This window comes from Shinella sp. M27 (assembly GCF_049199905.1).
Taxonomy (GTDB): domain Bacteria; phylum Pseudomonadota; class Alphaproteobacteria; order Rhizobiales; family Rhizobiaceae; genus Shinella.
The window spans coordinates 117,994-138,268 of sequence record NZ_JBLZPK010000022.1; the positions used below are offsets into that span (position 1 = coordinate 117,994).

The window sequence follows — 20,275 nt, forward strand, 5'->3', positions numbered from 1 at the left end:
CATGGAAAACATGTTCCACATGCAGACGCTGCTGATCATCGCCGCCGGTGCGGTCGCAACCTACCTCACGCGTGTCGGCGGCTATGTCTTCATCACCCGCATGAAGCGCATTCCGCCGCGCGCCGAAGCGGCGCTGAACGCCGTTCCGGCGGCCGTCTTGACCACACTGGTCGCGCCGGCCGCCGTCACGGGCGGCTGGGATGTCAGCATCACCATGGCGGTCGCCTTTCTCGTGGGGCTGCGCCTGAAACTCCTGCCGATGCTGGCCGTCGGCTGGGTCGTGGTGATGCTGCTGCGTCACGTCATTACCGGCTGATCGGAGCCGTCGCCTTCGCCAGCCAGGATTTGGTCGCGTCGTCCGAAAGGAGCGGCGCGATCTTTTCGTTGGTCTCGGCATGATAGGCGTTGAGCCAGATCAGCTCCTCGTCCGTCAGCAGGTTTGCGACGACAAGGCGGCGGTCGATCGGGCAAAAGGTCAGCGTCTCGAAGCCGAGCATGTCGATATCGCCGCCCGTGACGGCAGCGGCCGGCAGAACATGCACAAGGTTTTCGATGCGGATGCCGAAAGCGCCGGGGCGGTAGTAACCCGGTTCGTTCGAGAGGATCATGCCGGGCAGCAGTTCCTGCGTCGAAAGCCGCGAGATGCGCTGCGGGCCTTCATGCACCGAGAGATAGGAGCCGACGCCATGGCCGGTGCCATGGGCGAAATCGGCGCCGGCCTTCCACAACGCGATGCGGGCGAGCGGATCGAGATCGCAGCCGCGCGTGCCCTTGGGGAAGCGGGCAAGGCTGATGCCGATCATGCCTTTCAGCACCAGCGTGAAGAAGCGCTTCTGCTCTTCCGGCACCGCACCGATGGCGACCGTGCGGGTGATGTCGGTCGTGCCGTTGATATATTGCGCGCCGGAATCGATGAGGAACATCGTGCCGGGCTCGATGACTGCATCCGTGTCCGTCGTCACGCGGTAATGCATGATGGCGGCATGGGCGCCCGCGCCGGCGATGCTGTCGAAGGAGACGTCCTTCAGCGGGTTCTGCTGGCGCTCGCCGACGCTGCGGCGCACCTCTTCCAGCTTCTTCGTAACGGTGATTTCCGTCTGGCTGCCCGGCGTCGTGCCGTCGAGCCAGGCGAGGAATTCCACCATGGCAGCGCCATCCTGAAGATGAGCGCGGGCGGAGCCTTGCAGCTCGACGCTGTTCTTGCAGGCGCGGGGCAAGCGGGCGGGGTCGACGGCCTCCACCAGCGTGCTGCCCTTGCTGCGCACGATCTCACCGAGCGCGAAGGGCGCCTGATCGGGGTCGATCAGGATGCGCTTGCCTTCGGCAGCGAGGGCGGCGATACGGTTGTCGAAGTCCGACGGCGGCAGGAGATCGGCGAGCTGGGTGAGATAGGCCTCGGGCTCTATGCCGGTCTTGCGCTTGTCGAGGAAGAGCAGGGGACGTCCGTCCGCCGGGATGATGGCGCGGGCGAGCGGATGCGGCGTGTGCGGCACGTCGCTGCCGCGGATGTTGAAGATCCAGGCGATGGAGGAAGGGTCGGTGACGGCGAGCGCATCCGCGCCGGCCTTCGCCGTGGCCTCGGCCATTTTCACCAGCTTGTCCTTCGCGAGTTCGCCGGCATGGTCGATGGCCTGGATGGTCACGCGGCCGAGCGGTTCGGCCGGACGGTTCGTCCAGGCCTTGTCGAGTGGGTTATAGGGCAGGAAGACGAGGCTGCCGCCGAGCGTGGCGAGCGCCTTTTCCAGACGGCGCACTTCGGCCGCGGTGTGCAGCCACGCATCGATGCCGAGCCGGAAACCCTTGGGACCATGGTTCTGCAGCCAGAGATGCGGCGGCTCGCCGACGAGATCGCCGCCGGTATAGACGCTGCCATCCACCTGTTCGGCGAGCTGCGTGACGTAGCGACCATCGACGAAGACCACGGCCTGACCGCGCATGACGAGCGCCACACCCGCCGAGCCGGTAAAGCCCGTCAGCCAGGACAGACGCTCCGCCGAGGCCGGCACATATTCGCCCTGATATTCATCGGCGCGCGGCACGAGAAAGCCGTCGATGCCGAGCGCATCGAAGGAGGCGCGCAGCGCATCGGCCCGTTCGCGGCCGAACTGGGGCGTGGAGGTGACGTCGAAACTCTGGAACATGGGATGCTTCCGCTCAGGCGATGAATCGTGGCGGCAATCTAGCCCATCGCGGGGGCGCGTCAAAGCGCTGCGGTCCTATCAGGTGGTCTCAAGAGGTCTGAGATTGGACTTATGCGTTTCGCGCATGGCACCCATGCCGCATCAGCGCTATCGCGATTTTCTGAATCGATTATAAGCGGCGCCAACGAAGCGAACTTGAAACGCGCTTCAAACGAAATGAAGTGAATGTTCCTTCCGTCCTTCGTTTCGTGCATGAAACGCCGAAAGGCGAAAGACTAGGTGTTCCGATCAGGCGTCTTTCTGGTCACTCCTCCTCCCTCCTCCGGGAAGGCGTTCGGAACACATAGGTCCGCTTGAGCACTCCTCCTCCTCAAGCTCGCGGACAGGTCGGCTTGCCGGCCCATAGGCGGTGCCTCTGGCACCGCCTTTTTCTTTTCTCGTGACTCTGCGTTATTCCGCTGCGTGATCCCCGGTTTCGAATACAGGGATCACGGAAGAGCGACCTCAGCGCTTGGCGAGATGGATCGTCACCCAGCCTTCGCGCCAGATGGTGCGCACATGGCTGAGGCCAGCGCCGTTATAGGCGGCGAGCACCTTCCAGCGCTGCGAGGCGAGAATGCCCGACAGGATGACATCGCCGCCCGGCGTCAGTTGCGCGGCAAGCTGCGGCGCCATGCGCATCAGCGGGCGGGCGAGGATATTGGCGATGATGAGATCGAAGGGGCCGTGACGGCCGAAGGCGGTGGAGTGGAAGCCCGGCGCGGTTTCCAGCGCGATTCCCGAGGCGATGCCGTTGATGCGGACGTTTTCACGGGCGACGCGCGTGGCGATCGGGTCGATGTCGGTCGCCAGCACCTGGGCGGGCGACAGTTTTCGCGCGGCGATGGCGAGCACGCCGCTGCCTGTCCCGAGGTCAAGCACGCGCTTGACTCTGCGGGACCGCATGACGCTGTTGATGACCTCAAGGCAGCCGGCTGTCGTTCCGTGATGGCCGGTGCCGAAGGCCTGGCCGGCATCGATCTCGATGGAGATTTCGCCGGGGCGGGCGGTGCCGCGGTCATGCGAGCCATGCACGACGAAGCGGCCAGCGCGCACGGGCTTCAGGCCTTCGAGCGACTTGGCGATCCAGTCGATATCGGGCAGTTCCTCGCGCTTGATCTCGGCGTCCGGAAAATCCTCGGCCAGCAGGGCGGTGAAGCGTTCGGCGATCTCGTCCTCGTCGACACGGAACATGTAGACGGAGGCTTCCCAGATATCGTTCTTCTCGTCGATCTCCATCGTCGCGATGGCGTAGCCTTCTTCCTCGAAGGCGTCGGTCATCAGCGAGAGCGCGATATCAGCGCGCTTCTCGGTGGTGGTGATGTAGAGGCGGATTTCGCTCACGGCCGGGGTCCCTGTTGTCTCAGGGTTCGCCTAGCATGTCCGAAAGCCGAGGCAAAGGCGGATTGCGCTTATCGCTTGATCAGGTTGGCGAGCTTCTGCTCGGCGGTGTCGGGGTTCTCGCCATAGGCGATCGTTCCGACGAAGCGGCCGGTGGAATCGAGCAGGAAGACGGATGCGGTGTGATCCATCGTGTAGTCGCCGTCGGGCTTGGCCTCATCGAGCGGCACCTTGCGGTAATACACGCGAAAACCCTTGACCATCTCCAGAACCTTGTCGGCCGGGCCGGAAATGCCGGTGATGCGCTTGGAAACGTTGCCGACATATTGGCCGATCAGTTCGGGCGTGTCGCGCTCCGGGTCGACGGTGACGAAATAGGCCTGCAGCTTGCTGCCATCGGGGTCGACCTTGGTGAGCCAGCCGTTCATTTCGAACAGCGTCGTCGGGCAGACCTCCGGGCAATGGGTGAAGCCGAAGAACAGCGCCGTCGGCTTGCCGGTGAAGGCCTTTTCGGTGATCGGCTTGCCATCCTGCGCGACGAGTGTGAAGGGCACGCCGAACGGGCCGCCGGCGACTTCATCCTTCGTGCGCGTCGCCTCCAGCGTTAGCCAGCCGAGCAGCGCGGCGACAAGGGCAACGGCGATCCAGAGTACGAGGCGCAGGGTCTTCATGGCAGTCCTTCGGATGAATATCTGCGGGTGTCATAGTCCCTCGCAGGAGCACGCGCAAACGCGCCAAATGCCGCAAGGGGCATTGGACATGCGGTCTCGCGCAAATGTGATCAGAAGCACCAGGACATCCCGGATTCGGCAAGGCTGAGGAAGATCGCCGTTCCATGCTCCATCCAGCCGGCAAAGGCGGCGGTGGCGGCCATGACGCCGAGGCCGAGCGCGATGAGCGCAACGGGCAGGACGGTATAGCGGCGGGCGGTCTTGTTCATACCGTCAGGATAGCATGTAACGGCAGGTTTTGGAACCATGCCGGTTTTTCGCAACGTCCGGTATTCCGGCATGCCGGAATTTATCAAATTTTGCTAAAATGCAAGTTCCGGGGCAGGTTCCTTAGGTTTTGTTTAATCTTACTTTGTCACGGTCCGAATACGCGAAAGGGCCGGAATCGGCTCATCGGGCATGATGCCTGCACGACCGGGGGAGACGGCGGGAAGCGTATTTCACCCAGGATCCAAAAAGGGGATGCCGTGGCGAGGGCCATGGCTCGGGCGAACCGCATCATGTCTCAGATAAATGCAGTGAAGGGCCGGACCCTTTCCGTCAATTCTCGTCTCGCAACGCTCGGCGCCGCCGCGTTCCTCGGCTTCGGCACGATGCTCGCCGCCGGCTGGTACGGCAATGCGACGATCGGTGCGGCCTCCGAGGCCGCCGTCAATATCCAGAAAGAGGTCGATACCGTTGGCGCCATGCGGCTTGCCAATGTCGATCTCGTGCTCGTGGCGATGGATAGCATCATCGATCGCGACGAGAAGGTCATCCAGCCGGAGCGCGTTGAGATCATCGCGAAATCGCTGAAGACCTTGAAGGAGGGCACGGCCTCGGCCCGGAGGCTCGCCACCGAAATCGGCAAGCCGGCGTTGCTTGAAACATTCGACGGCGATTTGCAGATGATGGAAAAGGCCGTTGCCGTCGATCTCAAGACGATGATCGAGGCCGGTGCGCCCATGGAAGCGTTCTCGTCGCTCGACGACGCCGTCGATGCCGGCGGCGAGCGCATGACGGCAGCCCTCGGTGCGCTGGCCGAAGAGGGCTCGGCGCTCCTGGAAGCGCGCGTCAACGATGCACAAGTCGCCTCCGGGCAATCCATGTTCTACCAGATCGTCATCGGCCTTCTCGGTATGGGCACGCTGCTCGGCATGATCGTCTATCACGGCAACATGCTGCGCCGGGGCATTTTCGCGGTGCGCGACAGCATGCAGCGCATTCTCTCCGGTGACCTCAATACGGTGGTCGCCGCCACGGCGCGCGGCGACGAGATTGGTGACATGGCCCGCTCGGCGGAGGCCTTCCGCCTTGCCGCCGTCGAAAAGCGCGGCCTGGAGCAGGCGAGCGAAGAAAGCCGCTCGCGCAACGACGCGGAGCGGCACAACCGGGAAGCGTTGGCGCGCGAAGATGAGCGGCAGATTCGTGCCGCGGTCGAGGCGCTGGGCCGTGGCTTGACGCGTCTTTCGGACGGCGATCTCAGCGTTGCCATCCTCGAACCCTTCCGCGCCGACCTCGAACAGCTGCGCATCGACTTCAACGGCACCGTCGAACGCCTGCGCAATGTCATGGCCGAGGTGAAGGACAATACCGGCTCCATCCAGTCGAACAGCGGCCAGATGCGCGCTGCCGCGGACGATCTCGCCCGCCGCACCGAACAGCAGGCAGCGTCACTCGAAGAGACCTCCGCCGCCCTCGACGAAATCATGACCACGGTGCGCACGGCGACCGCGCGTGCCGAGGAAGCCGGCCGCATGGTCGATTCGACCAAGGCGAGCGCGGTGGAATCCGAGCGTATCGTCAGCGATGCCATGGCTGCGATGGACCGAATCGAAGGCGCCTCCAGCGAGATCGGCAAGATCATCAACGTCATCGACGAGATCGCCTTCCAGACCAACCTCTTGGCGCTCAATGCCGGCGTCGAGGCGGCGCGCGCCGGCGAAGCCGGCAAGGGCTTTGCGGTCGTCGCGCAGGAAGTGCGTGAGCTGGCGCAGCGTGCCGCCGGCGCCGCCAAGGATATCAAGAGCCTCGTCACCCGCTCGTCGGACGAGGTGAAGACCGGCTCGCGCCTCGTGCAGGCGACCGGCGAATCGCTCGGCCGCATCGGCGGCGACGTGCTGCGCATTCATGAGCACATGGCCTCCATCGTCACCGCCGCCCGCGAGCAGGCGGCCGGCCTTCAGGAGATCAACGTCGCCGTCAACCAGATGGACCAGGTGACGCAGCAGAACGCCGCGATGGTCGAGGAGACCAATGCGGCAAGCCATACGCTGGCGCAGGACGCGGAAAACCTCACGCGCCTTGTCGGCCAGTTCCAGATCCACGAAGGCGTGCGCGCCTCCGTCGGTAGCCCGAGGGCGGTTTCCGCCGCCTCCCGTCCCGCCCCGTCTCCGGCAAGAAGCCTTGTTTCCAAGGTTGCCGGGGCTTTCAGCAGCAGTGCAGCGGTCAGGGGCAATGCCCAAGCCGCCGCAGAGAACTGGGAAGAGTTCTGAAAATGTCCAATGCCATCAAACAGTCCGGCGCCTATCTCGAAATCGTCTCCTTCCACCTGGGAGAACAGGAATTCTGTATCGACATCATGGCCATCCGCGAAATCCGCGGCTGGGCGCCCGTGACGCCGATGCCCCACACGCCGCCCTATGTGCTCGGCCTTATCAACCTGCGCGGTGCCGTGATCCCGGTCATCGACATGGCCTGCCGCCTCGGCATGAAGATGACGGAACCGTCCGAGCGCTCGGCGATCATCGTCACCGACATCGCCGGCAAGCTGGTCGGCCTGCTGGTCGAACAGGTTTCGGACATGATGACCATCAAGAGCGAGGCTTTGCAGCCGGCGCCGGAAATCATTCCGGAGGCCCAGCGCGCCTTCTGCCGCGGCATCGTGGCGCTCGAGAAGTCGATGGTCTGCTTCCTCAACCTCGACACAGTCATCGCCGACGAACTCGCCCAGGCCGCCTGATCGCGACTTGGGGAAGGATCTCGGGTTTTGAAGCACCTGGCCGGTTTCCGGCCGGGTGCTTTCGCGTATCTATGGGGGTTACGGCTTGCCGTTCGTCCAGGTCACCGTCTGGCCGTAGAGCGGCACGGTGGAGATCGACATCTTGGCCGATCCCTCGGTCAGTTCGCGCGAATGGGCGAGATAGATCAGCGTGTCGTTCTTCTTGTCGTAGATGCGCGTAACGATCAGCGACTTCCAGATCAGCGACAGGCCCGACTTGAAGACCTCTTCGCCGCCCTTGCCCAGATCGATGTCGCCGATGCTGATCGGGCCGGTCTGCTGGCAGGAAATCGCGTTGTTCGACGGGTCCTCGAACCAGTTGCCCTTCTTGAGGCGATCGATGACGGAGCGGTCGAAATAGGTGACGTGGCAGGTGACGCCCGTCACCTCGGGGTCGGTGACGGCGTCGATATAGATATCGTTGCCGATCCAGTCGACGCCGACCTTGCCGACCGTTTCGGCGGCTGCGGGCAGGGCGGCGAGCGCAATCACGCCGGCAGCGATGGCCGTGCGGAGCGGCGAGGGCACGAAAGTCTTCAGCGACATGGCGGGTCTCCTTGTTCGCTTTACACGTAAGGATGCCCGCCTGCCGCTTGCAAGACCCGAACTTACGATTTTGCCGCTGCGATCGTGGCGCGCACGGCGTCCCTGTCGGTCAGCGTCATTTCGTATTCGCGGTCCTTTTCCGTGCCGCCCATGCCGACATGCGGGTTGCGGAAGGCCATGCCGCTCGGCACGGTGGTCAGTGCGGCGAAATGCATTTCCACAAGACCGGTCGCGTCGCGCACCGTGCGGATATTGCCCGCGTCGAGCGCCCCGCAGCCCATGATGACGATGCGCCCTGCGCCCTGCTCGACGGCGGCCTTCAGGATGGCGATGCCGTCCACGGCGGTTTCGCGCTGGCCCGAGGTCAGCACGCGGTTGACGCCGCAGCGGATCAGCGCTTCCAGCGCCGCATGGGCATTTTCCGTCATGTCGAAGGCGCGGTGGCAGGTGACGGACATTGGGCGGGCGGCCTCGACCAGCGCCGTCGTCCGTGCCTCGTCGATGCGGCCATCCGGCGTCAGGCAGCCGATGACGACGCCGGCAACGCCTTCGCTGCGCAGCGCCTTGATGTCCTCGACCATCGTCTCGAATTCCGTCTCGGAATAGAGGAAATCGCCGCCGCGCGGGCGGATGATGACGTGGACGGGAATCTTGGCCGCTTTCACCGCGGCGCGGATGGTTGCCAGGCTCGGCGTCAGGCCGCCCTCGACCAGGCTTGCGCAGAGCTCCACACGGTCGGCGCCGGCCTCCTGGGCGGCGAGGAAACCGTCGATGCCTTCGACGCAAAGTTCGATGAGGGGCTTGGTCATGAGAGAATCCGCAGGTTGGTCAGGCTTCGTGCCAGACGGTTTTCAGGAGCCGCAGCCAGTTTTCGCGGCAGAGTTTTGCAAGGTCGTCTTCGCCATAGCCGGCCGAACGCAGCGCCTCGACCAGCGCCTGGTTGCCGGCGGCATCGCCGATGGCGGCGGGAATGGTCGCGCCGTCGAAATCCGAGCCCAGCGCCACGCAATCGATGCCCATGCGCTCGACCATGTAATCGATGTGGCGCACCATGTCGGAGAGCGGCGTATCGGCGCTCTCCATGCCGTCGGCGCGCAGCATTGTCGTGGCGTAGTTGAGGCCGGCAATGCCCTTGCGCTCACTGATCGCGTCGAGCTGCCGATCGGTGAGGTTGCGCGAGATCGGCGTCAGAGCATGCGCATTGGAATGGGTGGCGACGAGCGGCGCCGTGCTGACGCGCGCGACATCCCAGAAGCCCTGCTCGGTGATATGGGCAAGATCGACCATGACGCCGAGGCTGTCGCAGGCCTTGACCAGATCGACGCCGGCTTCCGTAAGGCCGGGCGCGGTGTCGGGCGAGGAGGGGTAGGCGAAGGGCACGCCATGGCCGAACGTGTTGTGGCGGCTCCAGACCGGGCCGAGCGAACGCAGGCCGGCGGCATAGAGCGTTTCGAGCGTCGAGAGGTCTTCGGCAATCGGCTCGCAGCCTTCGATATGCAGGATCGCGGCGAAGCGGCCGGCTGCGAAGGCGGCGCGGATATCGGCGGTGGAGCGGCAGATCGACAGCGCGCCGGCCCGTTCCAGGCGGAAGGCGATGGCGGCCATTTCGAGCGCGGTGTGGAGGGCGGCGGGCTGCTCCAGCGGGCCGACCATGCGGATGTTGTAATGGCCGTTCTCATCGACCTCACGCGGCGGATAATCCTCGTTCGGCGGGATGAACATGGCGCAGAAGCCGCCGGCAAGGCCGCCCTTTTTGGCGCGCGGGGCGTCGATATGGCCCTTGTCCGTGCCGTCGACGAATTCGGCGATCGGGTCCGCGCCCTTTTTTGCATGCTCCCATAGACGCAGGAGAACGTCGTTGTGGCCATCGAAGATCAATTGCATGTACCGCTCCCGGATCGAAACGCATCCTTTGCGTTGGGTAGAACCGATTCCGCCACAGCCTGCAAGGACTGTGGCGGTTCACCCATCAGGCTGCGAAAACCGGCGTGCCCGCGATCCAGGTGGAGACGACGTTGACGTCGCCGTCGATGACGGCGAAGTCGGCATCGTGGCCATGGGTGAGGCGGCCCTTGCGGCCGGTCATGCCGATGGCTTCGGCGGGATAGAGTGCCGCCATGCGCAGGGCTTCCTCCAGATCGAGGCCGACTTCGTCGCGCATATAGCGGATGCAGGAGGCCATATCGATATCGGCGCCGGCGAGCGTGCCGTCGGCGAGCGTCAGGCGGCCGCCCTCGCGGAAAATTTCGCGGCCGTTGAGGAAGAAGCTCGTCATGTCGGTGCCGATGGTCGACATGGCATCGGTGACGAGGAAGATGCGGCCGGGGCCGCGCTTGGCCCGAAGCGCCACGCGGATGGAGGCCGGATCGACATGGAAGCCATCGGCGATCAGGCCGGCATTGAGGGGGCCGAGATCGAGGGCGGCACCCACCATGCCCGGCTCGCGATGGCCAAGCGGGCTCATGGCGTTGAAGAGATGGGTCATCATGCGTGCGCCGGCTTCGACGGCACCGGCAGCCGTCTTGTAGCTGCAATCGGAATGACCGAGGCTGACGGTGACGCCGGCCGCATGGAGAGCGGCGATCTGGGCGTTCGTGGCGTTTTCGGGCGCAAGCGTCATCAAAAGCGCCGTCAATCCCTTACGGGCGGCGATGGTGCGGTCGAGATCGGCCTGTTCCATCGGGCGGATGAGCGCCGGATCGTGCGCGCCCTTGCGGGCGACGGAAAGATGCGGGCCTTCGAGATGCAGGCCGAGGAAGCCCGGAACATCGGCCGCTTGCGCGGCAAGGCCGGCGGCGATGGTCCGTGTCGTGACCTCGACATTGTCGGTGATCAGCGTTGGCAGCAGGCCCGTCGTGCCGAAGCGGGCGTGTGCGGCGCAGATGGTGCGGATGCCGTCGAGATCGGGCCGCTCGTTGAGCAGCACGCCGCCACCGCCATTCACCTGCAGGTCGATGAAGCCGGGGACGAGCGACAGCCCGTCCATCGGCACCGTGCGGGCGTCCGTCGGCACGTCGCGGTGGCCCGCGATGGCGGCGACCTTGCCGTCCTCGATCAGCAGCGCGCTGCCGTCGTGCCAGAGATCGCCGTCGAAAATGCGGGCGCCGGTAATGGCGGTGAGCGCTGTCATCGGGTTTCCGTCACTTTCTTCAGGTTGACCGGCTTGTCGGGATCGAGACCCTTGCCGCGCGACCAGGCTTCGACGAAGCCATAGAACGGCACGATGAGCGCCAGCGCATCGGTGATCGGGTGGCCGGTCGCGACGAACGGCAGTTTTCGCGCACTCTTGCCGCCGGAAGCGGTGACGCAGGCATAGGCGCCGCGGTCGGCCAGGCTATCCGCCATGCCGGTGACGGAGGCTTCCGCCGCGTCGCGGGCGGCAAGCGCGATCACCGGGAAGGACGGGCCGACGAGAGCGACCGGGCCATGCAGCACTTCCGCGGAGGAATAGGCCTCGGCATGCATGCCGGAGGTTTCCTTGAACTTCAGTGCAGCCTCGCTGGCAATGGCGAGGCCGGGGCCGCGGCCGAGCACGTAGAGCGACTGCGCATCCTTGAGATCGCCCGCAAGGTCGGACCAGTCGAGGGCGACGGCCTTGGCGAACTGCTCGGGCAGGCCCTTCACGGCGCGATCGAGATCGGCGTCGCCCGTCCATTCGGCGAGCACGGCAAGGCCGGCGACGATGGAGTTCACATAGGATTTCGTGGCGGCGACCGAGAGTTCCGGGCCGGCCGAAAGGTCGAGCGAGTAGGAGCAGGCGTCGGCCAGCGGCGAGGGCAGCGTGTTGGTGAGCGCGATAGAAATGGCGCCGCCCTTCGTGGCACCGTCGGCCATGGCGACGATGTCGGGGCTCTTGCCCGACTGCGAGATCGCGATGGCGGCCGCACCGCCGAGCTTCAGCTTGGCGCCGTAGATCGAGGCGAGCGAGGGCCCAAGCGATGCGACCGGCCGGCCGGCGGTGAGTTCGATTGCGTATTTCAGGAAGAGTGCGGCATGGTCGGAAGAGCCGCGCGCGACGGTGACGAAGAACTGCGGATCACGCTCCCGCAGTGCCTTGCCGGCGGCCGCGATGGCGCTTGACGAATTTGCCAGGACGCGGGCTGCCGCTTCGGGGATTTCATTGATTTCACGGCGCATGTTGGTCTGCATGGAATTCCCTTTGCGATTAGACAGTCACGTCTCGGACAATGTCAGTTCGGCGACGAAGTCATAGGCGTCGCCGCGATAGATGGAGCGGGTGAATTCGACCACCCGGCCGGTGCGAAGATAGGAAACACGCTCGATGGAAAGCCCGGCCGAGCCAGGCGGCACGCCGAGCACCGAGGCATCCGGATCCTTCATGTTATGGGCGGAGATGCGCTGCACGGCGCGCACCGGGCGGCAGCCGTGTTTTTCCAGTGCCGCATAGAGCGAACCCTGGACCTGCATGGGGTCCGGCAGGAATTCGGAGGAAATGCAGGCGCGCTCGATGGCGAGCGGCATGTCGTCGGCGACGCGCAGGCGCCCGAGCCGGGCAACCAGCGCATCGGCAGGCAGGCCGAGCATCATCATCTCGTCCGGCGAGGGGTGGAACAGGCCGCGGTCGAGCCATTCCGCGCGGGTCGTCAGGCCGCGCCGCGCCATGTCTTCAGTGAACGAGGTGAGGCGGGACAGCGACTGCTGCACCTTAGAGACCGGCTTGGCGACGAAGGTGCCGGAGCCGTGGCGGCGGATCAAAAGGCCGTCCTTGACGAGATCGTCGACGGCCTTGCGCACCGTGACGCGGCTGACCTGGGCGTGATCGGCGAGATCGCGCTCGGCGGGCAGGGCATCGCCATAGTTCAGCTTGCCGGAGGTGATCGCCTCTTCCAGCGTCTGGCGCAGTTTCAGGTAGAGCGGGCCGGGTACGCCCGATTGCAGGCTCTCCGGCGTCAGGATTGCGGAAAGGGAGGTGCTCATGCCGCCGCTCCCTGACGCTCTTTATAGCCCTTGGCGGCCAGCGCCACGGCACCCGTCAGCGCATCGGCCTCGGCTTCCACCAGGATCGAGCGGTGCTTTTCCGAAAGCCATTGCGGATAGAGCGGCGCAAGCCCGCCGAGCAGGCACAGCCGCGGCGCGCCGGCCAGCGCCATGATGGCGTCGAGGGATTCGTTGACTGCGGTAGCGCCCGTCTTGACGATGGCGATCGCCTGAGCGTCGCCCTGTCTGGCGTGATCGAACAGCAGGGGGGCGAAGCGGCCGAAATCGCCGGGCTTGGACAGGCGGGCGAATTCGACGATGCCGCGCGGATCGTGCTTAAATTCCTTGATAACCGCATCGGTGACGCGCGAGCGCGGATGCACGCCATCATGGGCGAGCAGCGCTTCCTGGAGCAGGGCGTGGCCGAGCCGCGCGCCGCCGCCGAGATCGCCGACCGTAAAGCCCCAGCCGCCGATATAGCGGACGGTGCCGTCCTTGCGGCCCATATAGATGGAGCCGGTGCCTAGGATCGCAACCGCGCCGTCCTCGTCGCCGATCGCGCCTTGCAAGGCAATCAGGCCGTCCGAGTCGATGGCCGTGCGGCGGAAGGGCAGGCGGTCATGCACATAGCGCGTGAGATCGCCGACATTGGTGCCGGCCAGACCGAGAAACGCGGTGGCGCCGTTGACGCCGGCCTCGTCGAGCCCTGCGTCACGATAGGCGGCCTTGGCGGCCTCCGTGATGGAGATGATGGCATTGTTGGGGTCGGTCAGGATATTGGCCGCGCCGCTCTTGCCGCGCCCGAGAATAATACCGTCGGGTCTTGCGACCGCCGCACGGCAACTCGTTCCCCCACCGTCGATACCGAGAATGTAATCTGTCATGGGCACCTCCGAGCGCAACGATACCAAAAAAATACCATTAACCAAGGGGTATGGTGGTATCGAACATGAGCTTTTCGACAAATTATTGATTTTAAATTATAAAAATAATTGACTGCAAAAAAGTGGTCCTAAAAATTAATTTCCTATGGACAATTGGTATTTTTTTGGCATTAATTTGGGCCAGAGGAGAGCGAACGATGGCTGCAGGCAGGACAGAAGGCAGGCACGATCAGGCGAGGGGGCTGGACGAAAGTCAGCCTCTCGACGCGCTGAAAGTGCTTGCGGATGGCCAGAAGGCTGCAGCCGCCGTGGTCGACGGCGCGCTTGCCGATATCGCCGCCGCTGCCCGTCTTGCCGCCGATGTGCTGCTTTCCGGCGGCCGCCTTGTCTATGTCGGCGCCGGCAGCTCCGGCCTGATGGCCATGGCCGATGCGCTCGAGCTTCCCGGTACCTACGGCATTGCCCGCGACCGCATCGTCATCCTGCTCGCCGGCGGCGCCGCAAGCCTGGAAGACCTGGCCGGCGGCTATGAAGACGACCGTGCGCTCGCCGTCGGCGATGCCGAAACGGCTGACGTCGATGCCAAGGACTGTGTGATCGCCGTTTCGGCGAGCGGCAGCACGCCCTATGCGCTGGCCATCGCGGCCTATGCGAAAGGGAAGGGCGCCAAGGTCGTGGCGATGGCCAACAATCCGGGTGCAGCTCTCTTCGACGGCGCCGATGTCTCGATCCTCTTGCAGACGCCGCCGGAAGTGATTTCCGGATCGACGCGCATGGGCGCCGGCACGGCGCAGAAGATCGCCTTCAACATGTTTTCCACGCTGGTCGGCATCCTGCTCGGCCACGTGCATGACGGCCACATGGTCAATCTCAAGGCCGACAATATCAAATTGAAAGGGCGTGCCTGCCGCATCGTCTCCGATATCTCGGGTGTCGGTCTGGACGAGGCAGAACGCCTTCTCACGCGCTCCGAAGGCTCGGTCAAGGAAGCCGTGCTGTTGGCTGCGGGGGTTCCGGATGCCAGTGCCGCGAAGGCGGCGCTCACCCGGTCGGGGCAAAGTCTCCGGCGCGCCCTCAAGGCTCTCGGATAATTCAAGTCTCAAAACGCGCTGCGGCGCATAAAAGGGGAGAATGCAATGACACGCAACGCAATCAAGGGTCTGCTGCTCGCCACGAGCATCCTCGGCACGGCCGGGCTTGCCCAGGCGGCCGACGTCACGCTGACCGTCGAAAGCTGGCGCAACGACGACCTTGCCATCTGGCAGGAAAAGATCATTCCGGCCTTCGAAGCCAAGAACCCCGGCATCAAGGTCGTCTTCGCGCCGACCGCGCCGACCGAATACAATGCCGCGCTGAACGCCAAGCTGGACGCCGGTTCGGCCGGTGACCTCATCACCTGCCGTCCGTTCGACGCCTCGCTGGAACTCTTCAAGAAGGGGCACCTGGCCAGCCTGAACGATCTGCCGGGCATGGAGAACTTCTCGCCGGTCGCCAAGTCCGCCTGGACGACGGACGACGGTGCGACGACGTTCTGCGTACCGATGGCTTCGGTTATCCACGGCTTCATCTACAACAAGGATGCCTTCGACACGCTCGGCATCTCGGTTCCGACGACGGAAGCCGAATTCTTCGCCGCCCTCGACAAGATCAAGGCTGAAGGCAGCTACATCCCGATGGCCATGGGCACGAAGGATCTCTGGGAAGCCGCGACCATGGGCTACCAGAACATCGGCCCGACCTATTGGAAGGGTGAAGAAGGCCGCGCTGCCCTCATCAAGGGTGAGCAGAAGCTGACCGACGACGCCTGGGTCGAGCCTTACCGCGTTCTCGCCAAGTGGAAGGACTATCTCGGCGACGGTTTCGAAGCTCAGACCTATCCGGACAGCCAGAACCTCTTCACGCTCGGCCGCGCTGCCATCTATCCGGCCGGCTCGTGGGAAATCGGCCTGTTCAACACGCAGGCCCAGTTCAAGATGGGCGCCTTCCCGCCGCCGGTGAAGAATGCTGGCGACACCTGCTACATCTCTGACCACAACGACATCGGCGTCGGCCTGAACGCCAAGGGTGCGAACCCGGAAGCTGCCAAGAAGTTCCTGACCTTCGTCGCTTCGCCCGAGTTCGCCGACATCTACGCCAACTCGCTGCCGGGCTTCTTCAGCCTGAACTCGACGGCCGTGAAGATGGCCGACCCGCTGGCGCAGGAATTCGTTTCCTGGCGTGAGAAGTGCAAGCCGACGATCCGCTCGACCTACCAGATTCTGTCGCGCGGCACGCCGAACCTCGAAAACGAGACCTGGACGGAATCGGCCAACGTCATCAACGGCACGGATACGCCGGAAGTGGCTGGCGAGAAGCTCCAGAAGGGCCTCGACAGCTGGTACAAGCCAGCCAAGTAAGCCCGGTTTCCGGCTGCTGAATTCTGCTTGAGGCGCGGGCATCGCCCCGTTCCGATCCTCCCCCCATAAAAATCGGGGGGAGGAATTCCAGGCGGCGCGGCTTGAACTGTCCTGCGCCTGCGTTGTCCCTTTTCGTCCCGGTGGACAGAGGGTGCCGAAGGGCAAATTCGGGGCGCGACCCCGTCACTAATGTGTATGCTGATTTTGTCATGTGCGGCTGACGCTGCCGCGCAGGGCGTTCGCGCATGCGGATTTAACGACAACAAACGGAGGGGCAGGCTGGGCCATGAGCAACACACCTTCTACCCATGATGCAACAGGACCTGTGATCAAGCGCCCGACGCGCTGGCATATCGTCGTCTTCCTGCTGCCGGCTTTCATCGTCTATTCGGCGGTCATGATCCTGCCGCTCATCGAAACGCTGCGTCTGTCGCTGTTCAACACCGTGGACGGCCAGTCGACCTTCGTGGGCCTTGGCAATTTCAAGGTCCTGTTCGGCGACGAGCGCTGGGCGCATGACTTCTGGAACGCGCTGAAGAACAACTTCGTCTTCTTCGTGATCCACATGCTGGTGCAGAACCCGATGGGCGTGGCGCTTGCCGCGATGCTCTCGCTGCCGAAGCTGCGCTTCGCCTCGTTCTACCGCACAGCGATCTTCCTGCCGACGCTCTTGTCCTTCGTGATCGTCGGCTTCATCTGGAAGCTGATCCTCTCGCCGATCTGGGGCGTTTCGCCCTTCCTTCTGGATCTCGTCGGCCTGAAGTCGCTGTTTTCGCCCTGGCTCGGCAGGCCCGGCTCGGCCCTCATCGCCGTGTCGCTGATCTCGGTCTGGCAATATGTCGGCATCCCCATGATGCTGATCTATGCGGCTCTCCTCAACATTCCCGAGGAGGTCATCGAGGCGGCCGAATGCGATGGCGTCACCGGCTGGAGCCAGTTCTTCAAGATCAAGCTGCCGCTGATCCTGCCGGCCATCGGCATCATCTCGATCCTGACCTTCGTCGGCAACTTCAACGCCTTCGACCTGGTCTACACCGTGCAGGGCGCGTTGGCCGGGCCTGACGGTTCGACGGATATCCTTGGCACGCTGCTCTACCGCACCTTCTTCGGTTTCCAGCTCCAGCTCGGCGACCGCTCGATGGGTGCCACGATCGCGACGGTCATGTTCCTCATCATCCTCGCCGGCGTCTCGCTTTATCTCTTCGTCATCCAGCGGCGCATGCGTCGCTACCAGTTCTGATCGGGAGGGCAAACCATGTCTAAAGCACGCGCTTCTCTCACCCGCTCGTCTCTCGTTCACCTGGCGCTGATCAGCTATGCGATCATCTCCGTCTTCCCGGTGTTCCTGACGATCATCAACTCGATGAAGGATCGCAACGCGATCTTCCGCAACCCGATGCAACTGCCGAGCCCGAAGACCTTCGATCTCGTCGGTTACTATACGGTGCTGGGGCAGGGCGACTTTGCGACCTACTTCCAGAATAGCTTCATCGTCACGGTGGCGGCAATCGCTCTCGTGCTGCTGTTCGGCGCCATGGCCGCCTTCGCGCTCTCGGAATACCGTTTCCGCGGTAACACGCTGATGGGGCTCTACCTCGCCATCGGCATCATGATCCCGATCCGTCTCGGCACGGTGGCGATCCTGCAGGGCATGGTGGCGACCGGCCTCGTCAACACGCTGACGGCGCTGGTCCTGGTCTATACCGCGCAGGGCATTCCGCTCGCCGTCTTCATCCTCTCGGAGTTCATGCGGACCGTCTCCGACGACCTCAAGAATGCCGGGCGTATCGACGGGCTCTCGGAATACTCGATCTTCTTCCGCCTGGTCCTGCCGCTGGTGCGCCCGGCCATGGCGACGGTCGCGGTCTTCACGATGATCCCGATCTGGAACGACCTGTGGTTCCCGCTCATCCTGGCGCCGAGCGAGGCGACCAAGACGGTGACGCTCGGCTCGCAGATCTTCATCGGCCAGTTCGTCACCAACTGGAACGCGGTTCTCGCAGCCCTGTCGCTGGCGATCTTCCCCGTCCTCGTCCTTTACCTCGTCTTCTCGCGGCAGTTGATCCGCGGCATCACCTCCGGAGCAGTCAAGTGAGTTCAGCCATGACCCCCATTCGCGTTCTTTCCGCCGGCCTCGGCAACATGGGCAGAAGCCATGCGCTCGCCTATCACGAAAACCCCGGCTACGAGATCGTCGGCCTCGTCAACCGCTCCAAGGTTCCGGTCCCGGCCGGGCTGGAAGGCTACGAGATCCACCCGTCGTTCCTCGATGCGCTGCATGAATTCAAGCCGGAACTCTGCTCGATCAGCACCTATTCGGACAGCCATGCCGAATATGCGATCGCAGCCCTCGAAGCCGGTTCACATGTCTTCCTCGAAAAGCCGCTGGCGACCACGGTCGCCGACGCCGAACGGGTGGTGGCCTGCGCCAAGGCGAACGGTCGCAAGCTGGTCGTCGGCTATATCCTGCGCCACCATCCCTCGTGGATCCGCCTCATCGAGGAAGCCCGCAAGCTGGGCGGTCCCTACGTGTTCCGCATGAACCTGAACCAGCAGTCGAGCGGCCCGACCTGGGCGACCCACAAGGCGCTGATGGACACGACCCCGCCGATCGTCGACTGCGGCGTGCACTATCTCGACGTGATGTGCCAGATCACCGATGCCAAGCCCGTCGAGGTACGCGGCATGGGCCTGCGCCTGTCGAACGAGATCAAGCCGGACATGTACAATTACGGCCATCTCCAGGTGCTGTTCGACGACGGTTCGCTCGGCTGGTACGAGGCGGGCTGGGGTCCGATGATCTCCGAAACCGCATTCTTCGTGAAGGATGTCATGTCACCGAATGGCTCCGTTTCGATCGTCATGGACCCGAATGCAAAGTCCGACGATATCGACACGCACACCAAGACCGCGGTCATCCGCGTTCACAACGCGGCCACCGGCCCCGACGGCAAGTTCCTGTCACCGGACGAGGACCTGAAGATGGCGGGCGAGCCCGGCCACCAGGAACTCTGCGATCGTGAACAGGCCTTCGTGCTGAAGGCCATTCGCGAAGACATCGACCTTACGCGGCACATGGACGACGCGGTGCAGTCGCTCAGGATCTGCCTGGCGGCCGATGAAAGTGTCAGAACCGGTCAGACGGTCAAGCTTTAAGGGGAAATCGAATGGGCTCTCTTCAACTTAAATCCATACGCAAGTCCTTCGGCAACGTCGATGTCATCAAGGGTATCGACCTCGACGTGAAGGACGGCGAATTCGTCATCTTCGTCGGGCCCTCGGGCTGCGGTAAGTCCACGCTGCTGCGCATCATCGCCGGTCTCGAGGACGCGACGTCGGGCTCGATCACCATCGACGGCGCCGACGTCGTCACCGTGCCGCCGGCCAAGCGCGGCATCGCCATGGTGTTCCAGTCCTACGCGCTCTATCCGCACCTGACGGTCAAGGACAATATGGGTCTCGGCCTCAAGCAGGCCGGCGCTCCGAAGGAGGAGATCGAGAAGCGTGTCGCCAAGGCCTCGGCCATGCTGTCGCTTGAAAAGTATCTCGGCCGTCGCCCGGCGGAAATGTCCGGCGGTCAGCGTCAGCGCGTCGCCATCGGCCGCGCCATCGTGCGTGAACCGAAGCTCTTCCTGTTCGACGAGCCGCTCTCCAATCTCGATGCGGCGCTGCGCGTCAACACCCGCCTCGAGATCGCCAGGCTGCATCGCGAGCTGAAGGCAACCATGATCTACGTCACGCATGACCAAGTCGAGGCGATGACGCTGGCGGACAAGATCGTGGTGCTCGATGCCGGTGTCATCCAGCAGGTCGGCTCGCCGATGGAGCTTTACAACAAGCCGGCCAACCTGTTCGTCGCAGGCTTCATCGGCTCGCCTGCCATGAATTTCATCGACGCAAGCCGCCTTGGCGTGACCGACGCCAAGACCATCGGTGTTCGCCCGGAACACCTGGCGCTTTCGCGCGACGCCGGCGAGTGGAAGGGCAAGGTGGTGCATGTCGAGCACCTCGGCGCCGACACGATCGTTTATATCGAATCGGAGAAGGTCGGCCTCATCACCGTCCGCCTGTTCGGCGAGCATCACTATGCCGTCGACGACGTGGTCTATGCCACGCCGGCGGCCGGCCAGACGCATCGTTTCGACGCCAATGGCCGGGCGATACGTTGAGGTCCCTCATCACGAATCCGTGATTGGGGTGGATTGCGGCCTTACGGTGCGTGATCTACGATTGTCAAACATCAGGAATTAACATACAGCCCTGTTTGTATGTTGTGATG

20 protein-coding genes are annotated in these 20,275 nt (G+C 64.0%); 9 read left to right on the forward strand and 11 right to left on the reverse strand.

Translation table 11 applies throughout. From position 1 onward, the window contains the following. The first annotated feature begins 1 nt into the window (after nt 1). Entirely contained in the window at nt 2-316 is a 315-nt protein-coding gene (locus ACOZK4_RS08385; protein WP_421591486.1) for an AzlD family protein, read from the forward strand. Here the strand turns inward: ACOZK4_RS08385 and ACOZK4_RS08390 are convergent. From ACOZK4_RS08390 to ACOZK4_RS08405, 4 genes are all read right to left on the reverse strand, one after another. Next, nucleotides 306-2,141: an aminopeptidase P family protein gene (locus ACOZK4_RS08390; protein ID WP_421591487.1), complete on the reverse strand. Its 1,836-nt coding sequence runs from the start codon at nt 2,139-2,141 to the stop codon at nt 306-308. The two genes, ACOZK4_RS08385 and ACOZK4_RS08390, sit on opposite strands and share 11 nt — an antisense overlap. 504 nt (nt 2,142-2,645) lie before the next feature. Continuing rightward, on the reverse strand, nt 2,646-3,524 hold the full coding sequence (locus tag ACOZK4_RS08395) for a 50S ribosomal protein L11 methyltransferase (protein ID WP_421591488.1): 879 nt from the start codon (nt 3,522-3,524) through the stop codon (nt 2,646-2,648). Between the two features lie 68 nt (nt 3,525-3,592). Continuing rightward, the gene (locus ACOZK4_RS08400; RefSeq protein WP_421591489.1) at nt 3,593-4,192 is read right to left on the reverse strand and encodes an SCO family protein; all 600 of its coding nucleotides are present in this window, start codon (nt 4,190-4,192) and stop codon (nt 3,593-3,595) included. 110 nt (nt 4,193-4,302) lie between these two features. Continuing rightward, nucleotides 4,303-4,500, reverse strand: a complete 198-nt coding sequence (locus ACOZK4_RS08405; RefSeq protein ID WP_421591490.1) for a hypothetical protein — start codon at nt 4,498-4,500, stop codon at nt 4,303-4,305. 252 nt (nt 4,501-4,752) lie between these two features. Between ACOZK4_RS08405 and ACOZK4_RS08410 the strand changes: the two genes are divergently transcribed. After that, complete coding sequence (locus ACOZK4_RS08410; RefSeq protein WP_421591491.1) at nt 4,753-6,726, forward strand: methyl-accepting chemotaxis protein; 1,974 nt, start codon at nt 4,753-4,755, stop codon at nt 6,724-6,726. 2 nt (nt 6,727-6,728) lie between these two features. Next, a complete protein-coding gene (locus ACOZK4_RS08415; RefSeq protein WP_117366518.1) occupies nt 6,729-7,193 on the forward strand; it encodes a chemotaxis protein CheW in 465 nt (154 codons plus the stop codon). A gap of 78 nt (nt 7,194-7,271) precedes the next feature. On the opposite strand, the gene ACOZK4_RS08420 is transcribed toward ACOZK4_RS08415, so the two are convergent. From ACOZK4_RS08420 to ACOZK4_RS08450, 7 genes are all read right to left on the reverse strand, one after another. After that, the gene (locus tag ACOZK4_RS08420) at nt 7,272-7,778 is read right to left on the reverse strand and encodes a CreA family protein (protein ID WP_421591492.1); all 507 of its coding nucleotides are present in this window, start codon (nt 7,776-7,778) and stop codon (nt 7,272-7,274) included. Nucleotides 7,779-7,840: 62 nt separating this feature from the next. Further along, on the reverse strand, nt 7,841-8,587 hold the full coding sequence (locus tag ACOZK4_RS08425) for a copper homeostasis protein CutC (RefSeq protein WP_421591493.1): 747 nt from the start codon (nt 8,585-8,587) through the stop codon (nt 7,841-7,843). Nucleotides 8,588-8,606: 19 nt separating this feature from the next. Further along, on the reverse strand, nt 8,607-9,662 hold the full coding sequence (locus ACOZK4_RS08430; protein ID WP_421591494.1) for a dipeptidase: 1,056 nt from the start codon (nt 9,660-9,662) through the stop codon (nt 8,607-8,609). An 85-nt stretch (nt 9,663-9,747) separates the two neighbouring features. Continuing rightward, a complete protein-coding gene (nagA, locus tag ACOZK4_RS08435; RefSeq protein WP_421591495.1) occupies nt 9,748-10,908 on the reverse strand; it encodes an N-acetylglucosamine-6-phosphate deacetylase in 1,161 nt (386 codons plus the stop codon). Further along, nucleotides 10,905-11,927: an SIS domain-containing protein gene (locus ACOZK4_RS08440; protein WP_421591496.1), complete on the reverse strand. Its 1,023-nt coding sequence runs from the start codon at nt 11,925-11,927 to the stop codon at nt 10,905-10,907. Before ACOZK4_RS08440 ends, nagA begins: the two co-directional genes overlap by 4 nt. A gap of 24 nt (nt 11,928-11,951) precedes the next feature. Then, nucleotides 11,952-12,716 carry a GntR family transcriptional regulator gene (locus ACOZK4_RS08445; protein ID WP_421591497.1) on the reverse strand — a complete coding sequence of 255 codons (765 nt, stop codon included), beginning with the start codon at nt 12,714-12,716 and terminating at the stop codon, nt 11,952-11,954. Then, a complete protein-coding gene (locus ACOZK4_RS08450; RefSeq protein ID WP_421591498.1) occupies nt 12,713-13,600 on the reverse strand; it encodes a BadF/BadG/BcrA/BcrD ATPase family protein in 888 nt (295 codons plus the stop codon). The genes ACOZK4_RS08445 and ACOZK4_RS08450 overlap by 4 nt, the downstream gene beginning before the upstream one ends. A gap of 197 nt (nt 13,601-13,797) precedes the next feature. Between ACOZK4_RS08450 and ACOZK4_RS08455 the strand changes: the two genes are divergently transcribed. The 6 genes from ACOZK4_RS08455 (at nt 13,798) to ACOZK4_RS08480 (ending at nt 20,165) form a co-directional block, all read left to right on the forward strand. Further along, nucleotides 13,798-14,691 (forward strand): N-acetylmuramic acid 6-phosphate etherase, encoded by an 894-nt coding sequence (locus ACOZK4_RS08455; protein WP_421591499.1) that lies wholly within the window; start codon nt 13,798-13,800, stop codon nt 14,689-14,691. A gap of 45 nt (nt 14,692-14,736) precedes the next feature. Further along, entirely contained in the window at nt 14,737-15,996 is a 1,260-nt protein-coding gene (locus ACOZK4_RS08460; RefSeq protein ID WP_313531388.1) for an ABC transporter substrate-binding protein, read from the forward strand. Nucleotides 15,997-16,282: 286 nt separating this feature from the next. Next, a complete protein-coding gene (locus tag ACOZK4_RS08465; RefSeq protein WP_421591500.1) occupies nt 16,283-17,236 on the forward strand; it encodes a carbohydrate ABC transporter permease in 954 nt (317 codons plus the stop codon). Nucleotides 17,237-17,251: 15 nt separating this feature from the next. Continuing rightward, nucleotides 17,252-18,091 carry a carbohydrate ABC transporter permease gene (locus ACOZK4_RS08470; RefSeq protein WP_313531392.1) on the forward strand — a complete coding sequence of 280 codons (840 nt, stop codon included), beginning with the start codon at nt 17,252-17,254 and terminating at the stop codon, nt 18,089-18,091. Between the two features lie 8 nt (nt 18,092-18,099). Further along, the gene (locus ACOZK4_RS08475) at nt 18,100-19,152 is read left to right on the forward strand and encodes a Gfo/Idh/MocA family protein (protein WP_421591501.1); all 1,053 of its coding nucleotides are present in this window, start codon (nt 18,100-18,102) and stop codon (nt 19,150-19,152) included. Nucleotides 19,153-19,163: 11 nt separating this feature from the next. Continuing rightward, complete coding sequence (locus tag ACOZK4_RS08480) at nt 19,164-20,165, forward strand: ABC transporter ATP-binding protein (RefSeq protein ID WP_421591502.1); 1,002 nt, start codon at nt 19,164-19,166, stop codon at nt 20,163-20,165. Nucleotides 20,166-20,275 lie beyond the last annotated feature (110 nt).